Here is an 18,223-nt window from a genome sequence, read left to right on the forward strand (position 1 = left end):
GCGGGTCCCGCCGCCGGAGCGGAGTGTCCGGCGAGGTCGGCCCGGTAGCCTTCCGGCGTGAGCGTCCCCTACCACCGCCTGTTCCGCGTCCACTCGCGCTGGCGGTGGTGGCGACCCCTGGTGGCGCTCGCCGTGTTCCTCGGGTTCTACCTCGTCAGCCAGGTGCTCATCGCGATCGGGTTCTTCGTGCCGATCCTGGCGCGATCGGGTGTGTCGGGCCTCCAGCGGTTCGCGCACGAGATCCAGCACGACGCGCTGTCGTCGACGGATCCGCTCGTGCTCGGGCTGACGCTCGCCTCCCTCGTGTTGCTGTTGCCGGCGATCATGGCGGCGGTCCGGATCGCCGGGCTCGGACCGTGGGGTCAGCTGTCCTCCGTGCGGTTCCGGGTGCGCTGGGGGTGGATGGCGCGCTGTCTGCTCCCGCTCCTCGTGCTCGCGGTCCTCACGGTCGGCATCCAGGGCTGGTCGATGTTCCACACGCCCGGCGCCGGCTTCCTCACCTTCGGCACACGGCAGCTCGGGCACCAGACGGTGTCCTCGACGACGCTCATCGTGACCGTGGTCATGGTCGTCGTGCTCGTGCCGTTCCAGGCCGCGGCCGAGGAGTACATCTTCCGCGGGTTCCTCATGCAGACGATCGGCTCGTGGGTGCGGAACCCGATCCCGGCCGTCCTCGTGTCGACGATCTGCTTCGCCCTGCTGCACCTGCCGAACGGGTACGACGTGTGGGGGATCGTCGACGTGGGGTCGTTCGGCGCCATCGCGGCGATCCTCGCCTGGCGGACGGGTGGCCTCGAGTCGGGGATCCTCGCCCACGCGCTCAACAACGTGGTCATCTTCCTGCTGCAGGCCCCGGGGTGGTCGCGGCTCGACACCGCGTCCTCCGACGGCTCGGCCGGAGGCGCGATCGTCACCATCGTCACCATGGGGATCTACGCGCTGCTCGTCGAGCTGCTCGCGCGGCGGTCGCGGCTGGACCGTCGACGCCCGGGCGCGGAGGGTCCGCGGTTCCGCGGGCGGACGCCGATCTGGAGCAGCACCGTCGAGCCCGGTTGGGAGGCCGTGCCCACCACCGCGGACGTCCTCCCCACCTCGGACGCGAGCGTGATCGCCCACACCGGGACGGACCGGGAGGACCGTGTCGGCGGACGCCCGTAGGCTGCCGGCATGAGCAGTCCCTCGTCCGTCCGCGCGCCCGGGGTCTCCGGTGCCCGGGACGCGTCGAGTGCGCGGTCGGCGCCGCTCGAGGTCCTGCAGCGCGTCTGGGGGTACGACGCCTTCCGCGGGCAGCAGGCGGCGATCATCGACCAGGTGGTCGGTGGCGGCGACGCGCTCGTGCTCATGCCGACCGGCGGCGGCAAGTCGCTGTGCTACCAGGTGCCCGCCCTCGTGCGCGACGGCGTCGGCGTCGTCGTGTCCCCGCTCATCGCGCTCATGCAGGACCAGGTCGACGCCCTCGCCGCGAACGGCGTGCGCGCGGCGTTCCTCAACTCCACGCAGACGCCCGACGAACGTGCCCGGGTCGAACGCGACCTCGTGGACGGTCGGGTCGACCTGCTCTACCTGGCGCCCGAGCGACTCCGGCTCGAGTCGACGCGGGCGTTGCTCGACCGCGCGGCGATCAGCCTCTTCGCCATTGACGAAGCCCACTGTGTCGCCCAGTGGGGGCACGACTTCCGGCCGGATTACCTCGAACTCAGCGTCCTGCACGAACGGTGGCCGAGCGTGCCCCGGATCGCGCTCACGGCCACCGCGACGCCGCAGACGCACCGCGAGATCTCCGCCCGGCTCGGCCTCGACGACGCCGCGCACTTCGTGGCGGACTTCGACCGCCCGAACATCCAGTACCGGATCGAGCCCAAGGCAGCCGCGTTGCAGCAGTTGCTCAAGTTCATCACCACCGAGCACGCCGGGGACGCCGGCATCGTCTACTGCCTGTCCCGGGCGTCGGTGGAGCGGACCGCCGCCGCGCTCGTGGAACGCGGGGTGCCGGCGCTGCCGTACCACGCCGGACTCGACGCCGGGGTGCGCGCCCGGAACCAGGCGACGTTCCTGCGCGAGGACGGCGTCGTCATGGTCGCGACGATCGCGTTCGGCATGGGCATCGACAAGCCCGACGTCCGGTTCGTGGCCCACCTCGACCTGCCCAAGTCGCTCGAGGGCTACTACCAGGAGACCGGCCGTGCCGGACGTGACGGCCTGCCGTCGACCGCGTGGCTGGCGTACGGACTCAACGACGTGGTGCAGCAGCGTCGGATGATCGACCAGTCCGAGGGCGACGCCGCCCACCGCCGACGGCTCAGCATGCACCTCGACGCCATGCTCGCCCTCTGCGAGACGGTCGAGTGCCGCCGCGTGCGACTCCTGGCGTACTTCGGGCAGGAGTCCACGCCGTGCGGCAACTGCGACACGTGCATCGCCCCGCCCGAGGCCTGGGACGGCACCGTGCCCGCGCAGAAGCTCCTGTCCACCGTGGTCCGGCTCGACCGTGAGCGCGGCCAGCGGTACGGCGCGGGGCACATCGTCGACATCCTGGTCGGCAAGCAGTCGCCGCGGGTGCAGGAGCTGCGCCACGAGTCCCTCGCGACCTTCGGGATCGGGCAGGACCTGTCCGAGGGCGAGTGGCGCGGCGTCGTGCGGCAGCTCCTGGCGCAGGGGTTCGTCGGTGTCTCGGGCGACGGCTACGGCACCCTCGTGCTCACCCCGACGAGCGCCGACGTCCTGGCCGGGCGTGTCCAGGTCCGGCTCCGGCGCGAACAGCCCCGTCCCGTGCGGGCGACCCGGCGTCGGGCGGCGCCCACGGACCTCCCGAGCGAGGCCACCGGCCTGTTCGAGGCCTTGCGCGCGTGGCGGAGCACCCGCGCGCGAGAACAGGGCGTGCCGGCGTACGTCGTGTTCGGCGACGCTACCCTGCGCGGTATCGCGGCGACGCGACCGGCGACGCTCGAGCAGCTCGCGCAGATCAGCGGCGTCGGGGCCGCGAAGCTCGAGGCCTACGGCCAGGGTGTGCTCGAGGTCGTGGCGAACGCAGCCTGACTCGCCGTCCTCGCGGCCTCCTCGGCGTAGCGTCGGCGGCGCTGCCGCGGCGACCGAGCCGGGCACCGGACGGAGGAGGCGCGCATGCGGGTGACGGTGTTGGGAACGGGCGCGATGGGTGCCGGCGTCGCGGGGTCGCTCCTGCGCGAGGGGCACGACGTGACCGTGTGGAACCGTTCCGCCCAGCGTGCGCAGCCCCTCGGCGAACAGGGCGCCACGGTCGCGACCTCGCCCGCTGACGCCGTGGCATCGGCGCAGGTCGTCCTGCTGACGCTGTTCGACATCGACGCCGTGCTCGAGGTCCTCGGGCAGGCGGCGGACGCGGCCCCCGAGTCGGCCATCTGGGTCCAGAGTTCGACCATCGGCCTCGAGGGCACGGAGCGCGTGGTGCACGTCGCCGCCGAGCACGGGATCACCCTGGTCGAGGCGATGATGCTCGGGACGAAGGGACCGGCGGAGCAGGGCAAGCTCACCATGCTCGCCGCCGGTGCGCAGGAGTTCCTCGACCGCGTCCGGCCGGTGCTCGAGGCCATCAGCGTCAAGATCGTCGTCGCCGGGGACGCGGTCGGGGCCGGGACCGCACTGAAGCTCGCCGCGAACGCCTGGATCGCCTCGATCACGGCCGCGACGGCGCAGTCGCTCACGCTCACCACCGCACTCGGACTCGACCCCGACCTCTTCCTGCAGGCGATCGACGGCAGCGCCTCCGACTCGCAGTACGCGCACACCAAGGGCGCCGCGATGATCGCCGACCGGTTCGACCCGCAGTTCGCGCTCGACGGACTCCGGAAGGACATCGGCCTGATGGTCGACGCGGCGAACGAGTCCGGCGTCAGCACGACGCTGCTCGACGCCCTCGTGACCGTCTACGGGCAGGCGAGCGCCGCGGGGCACGGTGGGGACGACATCGCCGCCGTCGTCACGGGGTTCCGGCCGGAGGGCGCGACCGACTGATCGCGGGCGTCGCCGACCCACAAGGACGCGGCGGACCGGGTCGGACCGGACCGGGTCGGCCGGGCCGTGTGCGCGCCTCCAGACCGTTCGCGGCGGTGCGGCGGTGACCGCGTCAGTGTCGCCGGAACCAGCGGGTGAGTCGAGCGCGCACGCGCGCGACGGTCTCGTCGTTGAGGGTGTTCGCGAGGTCGAAGGCCTCGCGCCCCGGGTCGCTGCCGGCCGCGATGCGCCGGAGTGCCGCCTCGGCGCGGGCGTGTGCATCGAGCTCGGCGAGGGGCATGGCGTCCTCGGGGTGCACGCTGCGCTCGTGCTCCGCCGTCCGCTCCTGATGCGGGTCGGGCACGCGCTCGGGGTCCGATCCCTCGTCCGCCTGGTCGTGCCCCATGTGCCGACGATACCGCCGGGCGGATGGACACCGGTCGGGAGCGTGGCAGGACGGACCGAGTCGCGCGAGCGGCGAGGAGAAGGGGGACGGTGCGGCCATCGACCCGAACGAGGCCGCACCGTCCAAGGGAGGAGAGAGGTCCGGCTCCGACCCGAACGGCGCCGCACCTCTTGCCTCGCGGGTCACAATCTAGATGGCCTAACTAGAATTGTCCATACCCGCGGGTACGGAATCTTCGGCACCCACCGCGTCGGCCATCTCGGTGAGGAACCGCAGCACCACGTCAGCGGCTCCGGCAGGCAGGTCCGTCACCGCTCGACCCCGTGTCGCGTCGAGTTCCGCGATCACGCGACGGGCGCGGTGGGCGGCCGGGCCGGTGGCCGTGAGGAGCACGCCACGGCGGTCCTGCGGGTCCGGGTGACGCTCGACGTACCCGCTCCGGACGAGGCGCTCGACCAGCACCGAGGTGGAGGCCGCGGTCACCCCGAGCCGGACCGCGAGGTCCTTCGCGTTGACGTCCTGCCCGACGGCACCGGCCTCGAGCAGGAAGCGCAACGCGTGCAGGCCGTTCTCGCCCACGTGGAGGGACGCACACGCTCGGCGGTGGGCGCGCTGCTCGGCCTCGCGGAGCTGACGGAGCGCCTCGAGGACGTCGGTCACCGATGCCGGGGAGGCACCGTCCCAGAAGCCCCGGGCCTGCGTCGTTGGCTCGGACATGGACGACATGCTAGATCATCTAGCAGCTAGTCAGTCGAGGGATTCGCTGGGTCGCCGATCTGCCGCGGGCACCGCAGCTGCAGCTGCATCATGGGGTCGCTGGAGGAACAGCCCCATGGACCGCACGGCGATGCTGCCCACGATCACCGTCGCGAGCGCCACGACGACCCAGGCCGACGCGATGCCGAGCGTCCCGAGGTCCGTGGACGTGAGCAGCCGGATCCCGTAGGTGGCGCTCGCGGCTGTCGTGAAGGTCATCGCCCAGAAGCCGATCGCGAACCCGGACCTGAGGTAGCGACGGACGAGGAAGGCGTGCGGGAGGAGGAAGGCGACCATGACGCCGGCGAGGGCGGTGTGCACGATGGACGGGGTGCCTCCCGTCAGCACCCACCAGGCGTTGCCCGCGACCGCCGGCGGTGCGGAGACGATCGCGAGCGTGGGCAGGAGTGCGGCCGGGATCGCCGGTCCGGTCGCGAACCGAACGAGGAGCACGGCGCCGACGAGGAGCCAGAACAGCACGCCGGTCGCGAAGAAGCCCGTCGCGAGTGCCGGGTGACCGATGGTCGCGAGCGCCTGCGCGCCGAGCAGCGAGCTGGCGACGGTCGGGAGCAGGTACCCGCCGTGGAGCGTTCCCGGGTCGCGAGGCGTGGTGAGCAGGTCGGTCACGAACCACGCACCGAATGCCGTGGTCAGCGCGAGCATCGCCCAGACGCCGACCGCCCCGACCGTCGGCGCCCACGTCGACACGTGCACCGCGAGCAGCGACCCCACCGCGGGCACGAGCGCGGCGAACGGACCGAGGACCGGGTGGCGGAGGTCGGCGACGACGGCTCGGATCCCGCCCGGTCGGCGCAGGTACCGGACGATGGTCACGACCCAGGCGACCGCCGCGGCGGCCCACAGTACTTCGCCGATGGCGGCCGGCGCTCCGAGCAGGTCGCCGGCCGTGGTCCAGGTACCGGCGATACCTGCCGTGCCGAACGAGATCCCGAACGTGTTGAGCGGCAATCGTGGTCGCAGTGTCGTCGTGGTGGTCATCTTGGCTCCTTGTTCGGGTGCCGATGTAACCTTCATAGGCGGCACAGCATTCCCCGCCCACTCCCGTTGCGACCGGCACGTCCGGTCCGTGCACGTCGTTGCTGCCCGGCGCGCCTCCGGACATCGCGGACGCGCCCACGCATCCGCAACATCCGTGACCCGGGCATGAAACACCGCGGCAATCACGAGTCGTTATGTTCTCGGCATGGCCGCTCCGTCCGCTGCGGCCGACGGGTCCGGAGCGTCCGAGGAGGCGACGTGCTGAGCCGCACCGCCAAGAGCGTCTTCGGGATCGGCCGCTCCGTCGAACGCGCGGACGGGACCGCCCGGCTCCTCGACGTCCACCTGCAACTGCTCGACGAGGAGCCGTGGATCGAGGAGGACCTCGCCTGCCGCAGTCTGCTCGGCGTCCTGGGGGCATCGGTGCCGGACGACGAGCGACTCACCCGTGCGGACGTGCTCGGCATGCTCGCCGTCGACCGGCACAACGCCGCCTCGATCGCGTACTCCCTGGGCGCGGCCCGGGAGGACGCACGCCGCGCCCGCGAGTTCGTGTCGACCGAGCTGTGGGAGTGCCTCAACACGACGCGGGCGCGCATGCCCCGCAAGGTCGCGAGCGACAAGGTGCACGAGTTCTTCGGGTGGGTGCGGGAGCGGAGTGCGCTCGCGGTGGGGATCATCGAGTCCACCACGAGCCACGACGAGACCTGGAACTTCTTCACCCTCGGACGCTCGATCGAGCGGGCCGACCTGACCGCGCGCTTGCTCGCCAGCCGCATGCTCACCGAGGTCGCCGGGCCGAGCTGGACCACGATCCTCCGCTCGTGCGGCGCCTACGAGCCGTACCTGCACACGCACCGCGGTGTGCCGTCGGCGCGGACTGCTGCCGAGTTCCTCCTGCTCGACCCGTCGTTCCCGCGCTCCGTCCTGTTCTCGGTGCGCCGCGCCGAGCAGTGCCTCCGCGAGGTCGAGCCGGCGACGGAGCGGGCCGGTACGGAGGACGATGCCCAGCGCCTCCTCGGTGGGATCCGGTCGTCACTCGAGGTCGCGCCCGTGGCCGCGATCCTCGAGGACCTGCCGAGCCGCATGGAACAGGTGCGGCAGGCGACGACGGAGGTGTCCGACGCGATCCGTGCCCGGTACTTCCCGACGGACGCGGCCCCGTCCTGGGCCGGAGGCCGCTGACCTCAGGCGGAGCTGGTGCGGTTCGCGACGGCTTCCTCCGAGGCGAACTCGGCCTGCATCGCCGCGCGCGCCCGACGCCCGCCGACCACCGGGATCGAGCTCGTCACGGCCAGGTGGAGCCGACTGTCCGCGTCGTACCGGAGTCGGAGGTGCTGGAACCGGGACAACCAGACGAGCGCGATCGCGAGGGCGACGAACCCCGACAGGGCCCCGACGCCGAGCGCCCACCGGGGACCCCAGGAGTCGGCCACGGCGCCGACGATCGGCGCTCCGATGGGTGTGCCACCCGCGAAGATCGCCATGTACAGCGCCATCACCCGGCCGCGCATCGCCGGTTCGGTCGTCGTCTGGACGAGGGCGTTGGCGGTGGTCATGAACGTCATGGCGGAGAGCCCGACGAACACGAGCAGGATCGCGAACGTCGCGTACGTGGGCATGACCGCGGCGACGGCGCATGCGAGCCCGAAGCCCGTGGACGCGACGACGAGCAGGCGCAGGCGCGGACGTTCGCGACGGGCCGACAGGAGTGCACCGAGCACCGAACCGATCGCCATGACCGAGTTGAGCAGGCCGAACTCGCCCGCGCCGCGGTGGAACTCCACGCGCGCCATGGTGGACGTGAAGATCGGGAAGTTGAGGCCGAACGTCCCCACCACGAAGATCATGCAGAGCACCACGACGATGTCGGGGCGGGTGCGGACGTAGGTGAACCCCGCGCGGATCTGACCCTTGCCGCGCTTCGGCCGGATACGCCGAGCGAGCTGTGCCGGGTCGACGAACCGCAGCGCGATGAGCACCGCCATGAACGACGCCGCGTTGATCACGAACACCCAACCGGAACCGATGGCGGTGATGAGCACGCCGGCGATCGCGGGGCCGATGAGTCGGGCACCGTTGAACGAGGCGGAGTTGAGTGCGACGGCGTTCGCGACGTTCTCGCCCTGGACGACGTCCGACACGAAGGCCTGGCGCACGGGGGTGTCGAAGGCGGCGACGATGCCGAGCGCGAGCGCGAACCCGTAGACCGACAGGAGCGAGGCAGCGCCCGTGACCACCATGATCCCGAGTGCGAGACCGAGCGCTCCCATGAGGGCCTGCGTGACCATCAGGGTGCGCTGGCGGTCGAACCGGTCGGCGACGAGTCCGGTGATCGGCATGAGCACGAGCTGCGGCCCGAACTGGAACGCCATCGTGATACCGACGGCGACGGCGCTGTCGTGGGTGAACTGCGTCAGGACGATCCAGTCCTGCGCGGTGCGCTGCATCCACGTGCCGACGTTCGACACGAGGGCGCCGGAGAACCAGATGCGGTAGTTGCGTCCCGAGAGGGAACTGAACATGGCGGTCACTGCTGGGTGAGCCTCCTCAGGATGTCGGTGGCGTCGGCGAGGGTGCGCCGTTCGGCGGGTGTGAGCTTGGCGATGCGGGGCGCGAGCCAGGCGTCGCGGCGACGACGGGTCTCCCGGACGAAGGCGGCACCGGCATCGGTGGCGCTGATCAGGACCTTGCGCTTGTCGACGGTGTCCTCGGTCTTCCGGACCAGCCCACGTTCGATGAGGGCGTTCACGGTCTTCGTCATCGAGGGGGGCGTGATGCCCTCGGCATCGCTGAGGTCGGCCAGGGAGCGAGGACCGTTCCGGTGCAGTTGCGCGAGGGCGGAGAACTGGGCATCCGGGACGGAGGCGTCGGCCTTCTGGGCGCGGAGGGTCCGGGACAGGCGGTTGACGGTCATCCGCAGGTCGCTGCTCAGCGATGCGTGCGGTGTCGCCCGGTCGGGGCGAGCGGGGACTTCGACGGACACATCGTTAGCCTATCAAATTAGTTCGGCGAACGAACTGGTTCCGCGGAGGGCGCAGCCGCGTGCCCGCGCGGTCGCCCGCGCCCACCGGTCGCCATGGGGTCGCCCCCATTGCGTCGAGATCGCAGAAGATGCCGCTTCGGAGGGGGCCAAAGCGGCATCTTCTGCGATCTCGACGGAACTGGAGGACCGGCCGGACCTGGAGGACCGGCCCGCCCTGGCCGGGCCGGCCAGCCCTGGCCGGGTTGGCCAGCCCTGGCCGGGGCGGCCGTCAGTGGAACTGGGGGACCGTCAGCCAGATCCCGAACAGCACCGCGGCGGCGCCGACCGCGAAGCACAGTCCCGCACCGGCGATCGCCGCGGGCGGCGTGCGACCCGAACGCGGGGCCTCCTGGTCGGAGGTCGTCGCCTCACCGCGCGGGTCCTGCGGCTGGCCGACGCCGAGCAGGCGGAGGCCCAGGGTGTAGACGACGACGATGCCCACCGCGGCGACGAACCCGACGCCGAACACCTCGCCGATGGCGCTCCAGTCGATGGTGGACCCCATGTCAGGCCTCCGCTCCAGCGGCGACCGGCTCGCGCTCCGGGGCCGGCTCGTCGTTGACGTTCTCGTGCGTGATCGGCTTGCGTCGGGCGAGCATGACGAAGGTCCCGCCACCGGCGACCGCGAGCAACGCCACGATGACGAGCCCGATCGCCGAGGACGACGCGATCCAGGTCGCGATGCCGCCGGCCACCGCGGCGGCGGGGAGCGTGATCACCCAGGCCGAGGCGATCCTCCCGACCACGCCCCAGTGCACGTCGGCGAGCCGCTTGCCGAGGCCCGACCCGACGACGGACCCGCTCGTCACGTGCGTCGTCGACAGGGCGAACCCGAGGTGGCTCGAGATGAGGATCGTCGCGGCCGAACTCGTCTCGGCGGCGAACCCCTGGGGCGACTGGACGTCCGAGATCCGCTTGCCGACCGTCCGCATGATCCGCCAGCCGCCGGTGTAGGTGCCGAGGCCGATCGCCAGGCCGCAGGCGAGGATCACCCACAGCTCGGGGCCGGTCCCGGACTCCTGGTAGTGCGCCGCGACGAGCGTGAGCGTGATGACGCCCATCGTCTTCTGCGCGTCGTTCGTCCCGTGGGCCAGGGACACCAGCGACGCCGAGATCGTCTGCCCGTGCCGGAACCCCGTCGCAGCACCGTGCGTCGTCGCGTTCCGGGTGAAGCGGTAGGCCACGAACGTCGCGACGAGTGCGATGACGCCCGCGATCACGGGGGAGAACAGGGCCGGCAGGACGACCTTCGACACCACGGTGGTCCAGCTCACCGACTGGAACCCGGCGCCGATGACCGCGGCCCCGATGAGACCGCCGAACAACGCGTGGGTCGAGCTCGACGGCAGGCCGAGGTACCACGTGGCGAGGTTCCAGAGCACCGCGCCGACGAGGCCGGCGAAGATCATGACGGGTGTGATCTCGATGCCGCTCTGGCCCTCGTTGATGATCCCCTGCGACACCGTCGAGGCGACCTCCGTGGACAGGAACGCGCCGACGAGGTTGAGCGACGCCGAGATGAGCACCGCGGTGCGCGGTCTGAGGGCACCGGTCGCGACGGACGTGGCCATCGCGTTGGCGGTGTCGTGGAACCCGTTCGTGAAGTCGAACACCAGGGCGACGACGATCACGAGGACCACGGTGACGAGGACGTCCATGCTGCCTCCTGTCGTGAGGGCGTCGGCAGCGGGACTGCCGACACGGGCGCCACGCTAGGCGAGTGCCGCACGCGCCGAGGTGAACAGCGGGTGAACTCGGGCGTCGGCGCGGCAAGATGGTGTGGTGACCGCACCGCAGCCGACACCGCCCGGTCCGAGTGCGCCGATCGAGGCGACGTTCAGGGACGCGTGGGGGATCGACGTCGTCTACGACACCTGGAGCGCGGCGGACCCGCACGGCGTCGTGCAGATCGCCCACGGGGTGGGGGAGCACGGCGGGCGGTACGCGTCGCTCGCCCGGGACCTCGTCGCCGCGGGGTGGACCGTCGTCGTCAACGACCACCGCGGGCACGGGCGGACGGGCCTCCGACAGCACGGTGACGACCGGACGCAGCTCGGCCGGCTCGGACCCGGCGGTCTCCGCGCCGCCGTGGCCGCCGTCCAGCAGATGACGCGGGTCGCGCGGCAGGCGCACCCGGGGCTCCCGATCGTCCTGCTCGGCCACTCGTGGGGATCGATCATGGCGCAGAAGATCGTCAACACCGCCAGCGGCGAGTACGACGGCCTCGTGCTGTCCGGGTCCGCCTACCGTGTGCCCGGTTGGATGAACGGCGGCGACCTCAACAAGCGGCACGCGCACCTCGGGCCGACGAAGTACGAGTGGCTGACCCGCGACCGCGCGATCATCGAGGCGATGGCGGGTGACCCGCTCGCGGCCGAGGCGGACGTCATCGGGCTGTTCGGGATCGCCGACACCCTCCGGCTGCTCGGCGTCCCGCGGCGTCGGATCCCGCACGACCTGCCGCTGCTCCTGCAGGTCGGGTCCGACGACCCGCTCGGCGGGCCGCGCTCCGTGCACCGACTGGCCCGCGCGTACCGTGGCCGCGCCGGCCTCACCGACGTGCGGGTGCACGTGTACGAGGGCGCGCGACACGAGGTCTACAACGAGACGAACCGGGACGAGGTCATCGCCGACCTGGTCGCCTGGCTGAACGCTCACACCCGCACTGCGGACGTCCGGGGCGGGGGCGTAGCCTCGGCCGGATGACGACCGAAGTGCGGAACGACGCCGACCAGAACCAGTACTCACTCGTCGAGGACGGTGCCGTCATCGGCTTCGCCGCGTACGAGATCGACGGCGACGTCATCCGCTTCGTGCACACCGAGGTCGACCCCGAGCACCGCGGCGGCGGCAATGCGTCCATCCTGGTCCGCGGAGCGCTCGACGACGTCCGTGCGGGATCCGACCGGTCGGTGGTCGCGCAGTGCTCCTACGTGCACGCCTGGATCGAGAAGCACCCGGACTACCAGGAGCTCCTGGCGGTCTAGAAGCTGCGCTCGTGCGCCCCGGCACGAGCCGGCCCGCGGTCCGCACGGACCGTGGGCACCCGGATGAGTACGTGGCCGCTCAGCAGGTCGTGGTCGTCGTCCGCCGGCGTCGGCGCCTCGACCGGGAGGCGCGACTGCCGATCGAACTCGGCCTGCGTCTCGTGACGGGTCGGCGCGAACACCTCGTCCATCATCGCGATGGCGCCACCGGACGAGCCGCCCCGGCTCGCCTTGTTCGACAGGTCGACCCAGCCGAGTCGGTCCGCGACCCACGTCGCGAGCACGGCCGCCGCCACCGCGCCGAGCAGGATCAACCAGTTCACGAGCACCGAGGCTACGTGGGTCGTCCGCGCGGGGGATCAGCCGCGCGGGTGATTCTCATGATCCTCGAGCCCCCGTCTCTGGTCCGGCGTCGACGATGCTCGCGTGGCGTCCGGGAGTCCCCTCCTCCCGGGCGCCACGCCCTGCATCAGGGGACGCGCTCGAGCCACTCGCGGGTGGCGAACTTCGTCGCGACGAGCTCCTGGGCGCGGGCACGTTCCTCCGGCGTGACGTGGCCCTCGTGCGCGCCGTACAGCCGGGTGAACGTCGCGATGAGTCGGTCGATGATCTCGGCGCGTGACAGACCCGTCTGCGACCGCAGGGGATCGACCCGCTTCGCAGCGCTCGTGGTGCCCTTGTCGCTCATCTTCTCGCGGCCGATGCGCAGGACCTGGACCATCTTCTCGCCGTCCATGTCGTAGCTCATCGTCGCGTGGTGCAGGATCGCGCCCGTGCCGAGCCGCTTCTGCGCGGCACCGCCGATCTTGCCCTTCGCCGAGGTGATGTCGTTGAGGGGCTGGTACCAGGCCTCGATGCCCAGGGACTTCAGCGCCTCGATCACCCACTCGTCGAGGTACGCGTAGGAGTCGGCGAAGCTCATGCCCTGCACGAGGTCCGCCGGCACGTAGAGCGAGTAACTGATGATCGCGCCCGCGTCCATGAACATCGCACCCCCGCCGGAGATGCGGCGGACGACCTCGACGCCGTACCGCGCCGCACCGGCCGGGTCGACCTCGTTGCGCAGGGACTGGAAGCTGCCGATCACGACGGCGGGCTGGTCCCATTCCCAGATCCGCAGGGTCGGACCGCGGCGTCCGGCACCGACCTCCTCGGTGAGGACCTGGTCGAGCGCCAGGTGCTCGTTCGGCGGGATGGGGCCCTCGTGGATGATCTCCCAGTCGTGGTCCTGCCAGGTCGAGGCCCGGGCCAGGGACCGACGCACGGCCGTGGCCACCGCCTCCGGGGTGAACCCGAGCAGGACGGCGCCCTCGGGCAGGGCGGCCCGGACGGCGGCCGCGATGCCCGCGGCGTCGGTCTCGACCGGCAGGCCGTTCACCGCCGCGTCGATGCGGGGGAGGGCGTCGTCCGGTTCGAGGAAGAAGTCCCCCGCCAGACGGAACCCGTCGATCCGGCCGTCGACGACCTCGAGGTCGACGACGACGAGCTTGCCTCCGGGGACCTTGTACTCGCCGTGCATCCCGTCAGCCTATGCCGGACGCGACGCACGCGAGCGGCGCGGGGCGTGCCTCCCGGCCCGCGGAGCGCGTCATGATGAGCGGGTGCACCCCGTCCCCGTCACCGACGTCGAGCCCCGCCCCGCGGTCGAGCCCGACCGGGTGGTGCACGGCGACAACCTCGACGTCCTCGCGACGCTGCCCGACGGGCTCGCGACGCTCGTCTACCTGGACCCGCCGTTCAACACCGGACGGACCCAGACGCGTCGTGCGTCGACGGCGGTCCGCGCCGTCGACGGCCCCGTCCGGGGGTTCCAGGGGCGGTCGTACGAACGCGTCCGGGGTGACCTCATGCGGTACGACGACCGGTTCGAGGACTACTGGTCGTTCCTCGAGCCGCGGCTCGCGGAGGCCTGGCGGGTGCTCGCCGACGACGGCACGCTGTACGTCCACCTCGACTACCGCGAGGCGCACTACGCCAAGGTCCTGCTCGACGCGCTGTTCGGCCGCGACGCGTTCCTCAACGAGATCATCTGGGCCTACGACTACGGCGCCAAGTCCCGGACCCGCTGGCCGACGAAGCACGACACGATCCTCGTCTACGTCAAGGACCCGGAGCGGTACCACTTCGACTCGGAGGCGGTCGACCGCGAGCCCTACATGGCGCCCGGCCTCGTCACGCCCGAGAAGCGCGAACGCGGCAAGCTCCCCACCGACGTGTGGTGGCACACGATCGTGTCGCCGACGGGTCGCGAGAAGACCGGGTACCCGACGCAGAAGCCCGAGGGGGTGCTCCGCCGGATCGTCCAGGCGTCGAGTCGGCCCGGGGACCTCGTGCTCGACTTCTTCGCCGGCAGCGGGACGACCGGGGCCGTCGCGGCGGCGCTCGGACGGCGGTTCCTGCTCGTCGACGACAATCCCGAGGCGATCGCCGTGATGCGGCGACGTCTGCCCGCAGCGGTGTTCACCACGGCCGAGCCGCCCGCCGCGGACGTCGAGGACCCGGCCGTCTGACCGCGGGCGTCCCCGCGGAGTTCCCCGTTGTCGGCGAATCCCGGGCGCCGCTCGGCGGTTCCGCTCCGAGACGCACGAACGCTCCGAGACGCACGAACGCCCCGGAGTGGTCTCCGGGGCGTTCGTGGTCGTCGAGGTGCGACGTCAGGCGCTGTGCTTGCCGTGCCGCTCGGCGTGGCCGACGTCGGTGGTGCCGTCGGTCGGCGAGGCGGCGGGGGCGGCTACCCTGCCCCGCTCGGCCTCGAGGACCGGTGCGGCGTGCTTGGGCGCGTCCGACTCGTTGTGCACACGACTCGGGGAGTCGACCGCGGCGGCGGCGGAGTGTGCCCCGTGCGTCGGCGCATCCGCGAGCGGCGCGCGGGTCTCACCGCTGTCGAGCGACACGTCCGGTGAGGTCGGCACGGTGTCGACCGCGCCGGTGTCGGGGGACACGAGCGAACCCATCGACGCGGCCGAACCCTGAGCGCCGACGTCGAGGTCGTCGCTCCCGCCGTTGTGCCCGGCAGCGCCACTCGGCACGGACCCCGCAGCGTCGTTCGCCTGCTCCTGCAGGGCCGACACCTTGCGGAGCGGCGGCGTGCGGAAGAACCACGTCAGGATGAACGCGAGCAGGAGCACGCCGAGGCCGACGTAGTAGATCTGCACGGCGGAGTTGTTGAAGCCGGTCAGGAACGCCCTGGTCAAGCGCGGGTCGGCGCCGTTGAGGAACGACGTGTCGCTCGTGTCACTCGTCGTGCTCTTCGCGCTCGACGAGCCCTTCTTGACCTGCTTGATGATGGTCGGCGCGACCGCGGTGACGACGTGCTTCCGCTGCGAGGCGTTCGCGTAGTCGATCCGGAGCCCGCCGTTGCGGACGGAGGCGTGCGCCTGTGCGGCCGCGGCCCGCAGTGCCTTGCGCTCCGCGGCAGGCCGCGCGGCGGCGACCTGCTGCTGGATCACCGACTGCGCGGCGGCCGCCGGGACCTTGCCGGCGCTGACCTGCTGCTGGACGGCCGTCGTGACCTGCTTCGTGACGGCCTGGTCGGCTTGGCCCTTCGCCTGGGCCGCGCCCTGGTCGAGCTGGCTCTGGATCTTCTTCTTGACCGGGGTCACGATCGGGTTCCAGATCTGCTTCATGACGCCGGCGTTCTTCGACGCGTTGGCCACCGACGGCGTGAGGGCTGCGTCGAGGCCGTTCGTCAGGGTGCTCTTGTTCTCCATGGCGGTCGAGATGTTCGTCGGCATGCTCGCGAAGAGCACCGACAGCAGGATCGCCGTGCCGAGCGTTCCACCGATCTGCCGGAAGAACGTCGACGCGCTCGTGGCGACGCCGATGTCACGCGGACCGACCGAGTTCTGCGACGCGAGCGTCAGGGTCTGCATGAGCTGGCCGAGCCCCAGGCCGATGAAGAACATGGCGATGAGCAGGAACCACAGCGGCTTGTCGACGGTGATGAACGTCAGGACGATGTAGCCGATCGAGGTCACCGCGGTGCCCGTCACCGGGAAGATCCGGTACTTGCCGGTCCGCGAGATGATCTGGCCGGAGGTGATCGAGGCGATCATCAGTCCGAGGACCATCGGGAGGGTGGCGAACCCCGACTCGGTCGGGGTCAGGCCCTTGACGATCTGCAGGTACAGCGGGAGCGTCAGCAGCGCGCCGAACATGCCGAACCCGACGAGGACACCCAGGATCGTCGACATCGAGAACACCCGCGAGCGGAACAGCTTCATCGGGATGATCGCGTCGTCGCGCATCGCGCGCTCGACGAGGATGAACGCCAGCAGGCCGAGCCCGCCGATGACGTAGCAGGTCCACGATCCGACCGAGGTCCAACCCCAGTCGCGACCCTGCTCAGCGACGAGCAGGAGCGGCGCGAGGGTCACCACGACGAGCGCGGCACCCCAGTAGTCGATGCGGACCTTGCGCTTGTCACCGACCCGCGGCAGATGCAGGAAGACGATGACCATGATCAGCGCCGCGATGCCGATCGGCACGTTGATGAGGAACACCCAGCGCCAGCCCGTGATGAACAGGATCTGCGCGGCGCCGGAGAACAGACCACCGACGAGCGGGCCGATGACCGACGAGACGCCGAACACCGCGAGGAAGTACCCCTGGTACTTGGCGCGCTGACGCGGGGCCAACATGTCGCCCATGATCGCGAGCGGCAGCGACATGAGGCCACCGGCACCGAGGCCCTGCACGCCACGGAACGCGGCGAGCATGACCATCGACGTCGAGAACGACGCGGCGAACGAGCCGATGATGAAGATCGCGATGGCGATGAGGAACAGCGGTCGCCGCCCGAAGAGGTCGGACAGCTTGCCGTAGATCGGGGTCATGATCGTCGACGCGATGAGGTACGCGGTCGTCACCCACGCCTGCTCGTTCAGCCCGTGCAGGTCGTCACCGATCGTGCGGATCGCGGTCCCGACGATCGTCTGGTCCAGGGCGCCCAGGAACATGCCGGCCATGAGGCCGTAGATCACGAGCAGGATCTGCCGGTGCGACATCACCGCGTTCGATGACGTGGTGGGGGACGACGAGGTGCCGGCCCGTTGCGTCGCGGTCTGGGTCATTGTGCTGGTTCTCCGTCTGGTGCGGGGTCTGGGATGTCCGGCGGCGCTCGGTGCTCGAATCGATCGGGCCGCCGTTGCCGAGAAGTTTGCGTCGCGTGCAAAGTTACAGGTCACGCAACTCAGGCGACAACGCGACGATCACGCCAGGGTATTCCCCGTCGCTCCGACCTGATCGAGCTCCGGGCGACCTGTGGACGGAGGCCCCGCGATCTGTGCCCATGCGCAGGTAGGCTCCGGCGCATGGTCTCCGAACCCGCCGGGCTCACCTACCGACCCGCGGATCTGCCCGGCCCCCGTCCGACGGTCCTCGTGCTGCCCGGTGGTGGGTACGAGGAACACGGCCGCCCGAGTTCGGAGCTGCTCGCCGAGTGGTTCGCCGGGATCGGCGTGCACGGGGTCGTGCTGCGCTACCCGGTCGCCCCGCACCGGCACCCCGAACCCCTGGACGCGGCACGGGCGGCGTTCCGCTGGCTGCGGTCGGGCGCGGCGCCGATCGACGTGGATCGGGCGCGCGTCGGTGTCGTCGGTTCGAGCGCCGGCGGGCACCTCGCCGCGTGCCTGGCGAACGGGATCGACGACCCCGACGACGACCGGCCCGCGTTCTGCGTCCTCAACTACCCGGTCGTCTCGATGGAGCACCCGACGCGGACCCGGCCGATGCGGAACCTGCTCGGCGATGCACCGTCGTGGCGGCTCCGGCGCGAGCTGTCCATGGAGACCCGGGTCGACGCGCGGACGCCACCGACCTTCGTGTGGACGACGGCGGACGACCGCATCGTGCGCGCGACGCACGCACTCGCGTACGTGGAGGCCCTGGTCCGGAACGAGGTGCCGGTCGAGTTCCACCTGTTCCCGCACGGGAGGCACGGGCTCGGCACCGCGGTCAAGGAACCGCACACCTCGCAGTGGACGCGCCTGTGCGAGAACTGGCTGCGGTACCAGCGCGTGCTCTGACCGTCAGCTGATCGGGAGGCGCGGGGCGGAGCCGCACCGTGCCTCCCGACCGAGT

18 protein-coding genes are annotated in these 18,223 nt (G+C 71.4%); 8 read left to right on the top strand and 10 right to left on the bottom strand.

The window, feature by feature from the left end:
- Positions 1 to 57 precede the first annotated feature (57 nt).
- The 3 genes from DEI92_RS03525 to DEI92_RS03535 all read left to right on the top strand — a co-directional run bounded on the left by DEI92_RS03525 (position 58) and on the right by DEI92_RS03535 (position 3,990).
- Positions 58 to 1,158 carry a CPBP family intramembrane glutamic endopeptidase gene (locus tag DEI92_RS03525; RefSeq protein ID WP_111012335.1) on the top strand — a complete coding sequence of 367 codons (1,101 nt, stop codon included), beginning with the start codon at positions 58 to 60 and terminating at the stop codon, positions 1,156 to 1,158.
- 9 nt (positions 1,159 to 1,167) lie between these two features.
- On the top strand, positions 1,168 to 3,036 hold the full coding sequence (recQ, locus tag DEI92_RS03530) for a DNA helicase RecQ (RefSeq protein WP_111010161.1): 1,869 nt from the start codon (positions 1,168 to 1,170) through the stop codon (positions 3,034 to 3,036).
- 84 nt (positions 3,037 to 3,120) lie between these two features.
- Positions 3,121 to 3,990: an NAD(P)-dependent oxidoreductase gene (locus DEI92_RS03535; protein ID WP_181434618.1), complete on the top strand. Its 870-nt coding sequence runs from the start codon at positions 3,121 to 3,123 to the stop codon at positions 3,988 to 3,990.
- Positions 3,991 to 4,102: 112 nt separating this feature from the next.
- Here DEI92_RS03535 and DEI92_RS03540 read toward each other — a convergent pair whose 3' ends face one another.
- The 3 genes from DEI92_RS03540 to DEI92_RS03550 form a co-directional block, all read right to left on the bottom strand.
- Positions 4,103 to 4,375, bottom strand: coding sequence for a hypothetical protein (locus DEI92_RS03540; RefSeq protein WP_111012336.1), 273 nt, complete (start codon positions 4,373 to 4,375; stop codon positions 4,103 to 4,105).
- A 198-nt stretch (positions 4,376 to 4,573) separates the two neighbouring features.
- Complete coding sequence (locus tag DEI92_RS03545; RefSeq protein WP_181434619.1) at positions 4,574 to 5,092, bottom strand: MarR family winged helix-turn-helix transcriptional regulator; 519 nt, start codon at positions 5,090 to 5,092, stop codon at positions 4,574 to 4,576.
- Positions 5,093 to 5,122: 30 nt separating this feature from the next.
- Entirely contained in the window at positions 5,123 to 6,130 is a 1,008-nt protein-coding gene (locus DEI92_RS03550) for a C4-dicarboxylate transporter (protein WP_111012338.1), read from the bottom strand.
- Positions 6,131 to 6,388: 258 nt separating this feature from the next.
- Here DEI92_RS03550 and DEI92_RS03555 point away from each other — a divergent pair, with 258 nt between their 5' ends.
- Positions 6,389 to 7,315, top strand: coding sequence for an alpha-E domain-containing protein (locus DEI92_RS03555; protein ID WP_111012339.1), 927 nt, complete (start codon positions 6,389 to 6,391; stop codon positions 7,313 to 7,315).
- Between the two features lie 2 nt (positions 7,316 to 7,317).
- On the opposite strand, the gene DEI92_RS03560 is transcribed toward DEI92_RS03555, so the two are convergent.
- The 4 genes from DEI92_RS03560 to DEI92_RS03575 form a co-directional block, all read right to left on the bottom strand.
- Entirely contained in the window at positions 7,318 to 8,664 is a 1,347-nt protein-coding gene (locus DEI92_RS03560) for an MFS transporter (protein WP_181434620.1), read from the bottom strand.
- Positions 8,661 to 9,116, bottom strand: a complete 456-nt coding sequence (locus tag DEI92_RS03565) for a MarR family winged helix-turn-helix transcriptional regulator (protein ID WP_220035651.1) — start codon at positions 9,114 to 9,116, stop codon at positions 8,661 to 8,663. Before DEI92_RS03565 ends, DEI92_RS03560 begins: the two co-directional genes overlap by 4 nt.
- 268 nt (positions 9,117 to 9,384) lie before the next feature.
- A complete protein-coding gene (locus tag DEI92_RS03570; RefSeq protein ID WP_111010149.1) occupies positions 9,385 to 9,660 on the bottom strand; it encodes a hypothetical protein in 276 nt (91 codons plus the stop codon).
- A 1-nt stretch (position 9,661) separates the two neighbouring features.
- Positions 9,662 to 10,813, bottom strand: coding sequence for an inorganic phosphate transporter (locus DEI92_RS03575; protein WP_111010147.1), 1,152 nt, complete (start codon positions 10,811 to 10,813; stop codon positions 9,662 to 9,664).
- A gap of 124 nt (positions 10,814 to 10,937) precedes the next feature.
- Here DEI92_RS03575 and DEI92_RS03580 point away from each other — a divergent pair, with 124 nt between their 5' ends.
- Positions 10,938 to 11,861 (top strand): alpha/beta fold hydrolase, encoded by a 924-nt coding sequence (locus tag DEI92_RS03580; RefSeq protein ID WP_258370036.1) that lies wholly within the window; start codon positions 10,938 to 10,940, stop codon positions 11,859 to 11,861.
- Positions 11,858 to 12,142: a GNAT family N-acetyltransferase gene (locus tag DEI92_RS03585; protein WP_111010146.1), complete on the top strand. Its 285-nt coding sequence runs from the start codon at positions 11,858 to 11,860 to the stop codon at positions 12,140 to 12,142. Before DEI92_RS03580 ends, DEI92_RS03585 begins: the two co-directional genes overlap by 4 nt.
- Here the strand turns inward: DEI92_RS03585 and DEI92_RS03590 are convergent.
- Together DEI92_RS03590 and DEI92_RS03595 are read right to left on the bottom strand one after the other, a co-directional pair.
- Positions 12,139 to 12,465 (bottom strand): hypothetical protein, encoded by a 327-nt coding sequence (locus DEI92_RS03590; RefSeq protein WP_146244046.1) that lies wholly within the window; start codon positions 12,463 to 12,465, stop codon positions 12,139 to 12,141. The genes DEI92_RS03585 and DEI92_RS03590 overlap by 4 nt on opposite strands.
- Positions 12,466 to 12,611: 146 nt before the next feature.
- Complete coding sequence (locus DEI92_RS03595; protein WP_111010142.1) at positions 12,612 to 13,661, bottom strand: biotin/lipoate A/B protein ligase family protein; 1,050 nt, start codon at positions 13,659 to 13,661, stop codon at positions 12,612 to 12,614.
- A 139-nt stretch (positions 13,662 to 13,800) separates the two neighbouring features.
- Between DEI92_RS03595 and DEI92_RS03600 the strand changes: the two genes are divergently transcribed.
- Complete coding sequence (locus DEI92_RS03600; RefSeq protein ID WP_375334603.1) at positions 13,801 to 14,652, top strand: DNA-methyltransferase; 852 nt, start codon at positions 13,801 to 13,803, stop codon at positions 14,650 to 14,652.
- Between the two features lie 144 nt (positions 14,653 to 14,796).
- Here the strand turns inward: DEI92_RS03600 and DEI92_RS03605 are convergent, their stop codons facing one another.
- The gene (locus DEI92_RS03605) at positions 14,797 to 17,214 is read right to left on the bottom strand and encodes an MDR family MFS transporter (protein WP_375342526.1); all 2,418 of its coding nucleotides are present in this window, start codon (positions 17,212 to 17,214) and stop codon (positions 14,797 to 14,799) included.
- A 240-nt stretch (positions 17,215 to 17,454) separates the two neighbouring features.
- On the opposite strand from DEI92_RS03605, the gene DEI92_RS03610 reads away from it, so the two are divergent.
- Entirely contained in the window at positions 17,455 to 18,168 is a 714-nt protein-coding gene (locus tag DEI92_RS03610; RefSeq protein ID WP_181434621.1) for an alpha/beta hydrolase, read from the top strand.
- Positions 18,169 to 18,223 lie beyond the last annotated feature (55 nt).

This window comes from Curtobacterium sp. MCBD17_034, from assembly GCF_003234515.1.
Taxonomy (GTDB): domain Bacteria; phylum Actinomycetota; class Actinomycetes; order Actinomycetales; family Microbacteriaceae; genus Curtobacterium.

Coding starts and splice junctions, on each gene's coding strand:
- DEI92_RS03595 (WP_111010142.1), bottom strand. CDS start 13,661: ATGCACGGCGAGTACAAGGTCCCCGGAGGCAAGCTCGTCGTCGTCGAC.
- DEI92_RS03540 (WP_111012336.1), bottom strand. CDS start 4,375: ATGGGGCACGACCAGGCGGACGAGGGATCGGACCCCGAGCGCGTGCCC.
- DEI92_RS03550 (WP_111012338.1), bottom strand. CDS start 6,130: ATGACCACCACGACGACACTGCGACCACGATTGCCGCTCAACACGTTC.
- DEI92_RS03575 (WP_111010147.1), bottom strand. CDS start 10,813: ATGGACGTCCTCGTCACCGTGGTCCTCGTGATCGTCGTCGCCCTGGTG.
- recQ (WP_111010161.1), top strand. CDS start 1,168: ATGAGCAGTCCCTCGTCCGTCCGCGCGCCCGGGGTCTCCGGTGCCCGG.
- DEI92_RS03585 (WP_111010146.1), top strand. CDS start 11,858: ATGACGACCGAAGTGCGGAACGACGCCGACCAGAACCAGTACTCACTC.
- DEI92_RS03605 (WP_375342526.1), bottom strand. CDS start 17,214: ATGACCCAGACCGCGACGCAACGGGCCGGCACCTCGTCGTCCCCCACC.
- DEI92_RS03570 (WP_111010149.1), bottom strand. CDS start 9,660: ATGGGGTCCACCATCGACTGGAGCGCCATCGGCGAGGTGTTCGGCGTC.
- DEI92_RS03545 (WP_181434619.1), bottom strand. CDS start 5,092: ATGTCCGAGCCAACGACGCAGGCCCGGGGCTTCTGGGACGGTGCCTCC.
- DEI92_RS03610 (WP_181434621.1), top strand. CDS start 17,455: ATGGTCTCCGAACCCGCCGGGCTCACCTACCGACCCGCGGATCTGCCC.
- DEI92_RS03535 (WP_181434618.1), top strand. CDS start 3,121: ATGCGGGTGACGGTGTTGGGAACGGGCGCGATGGGTGCCGGCGTCGCG.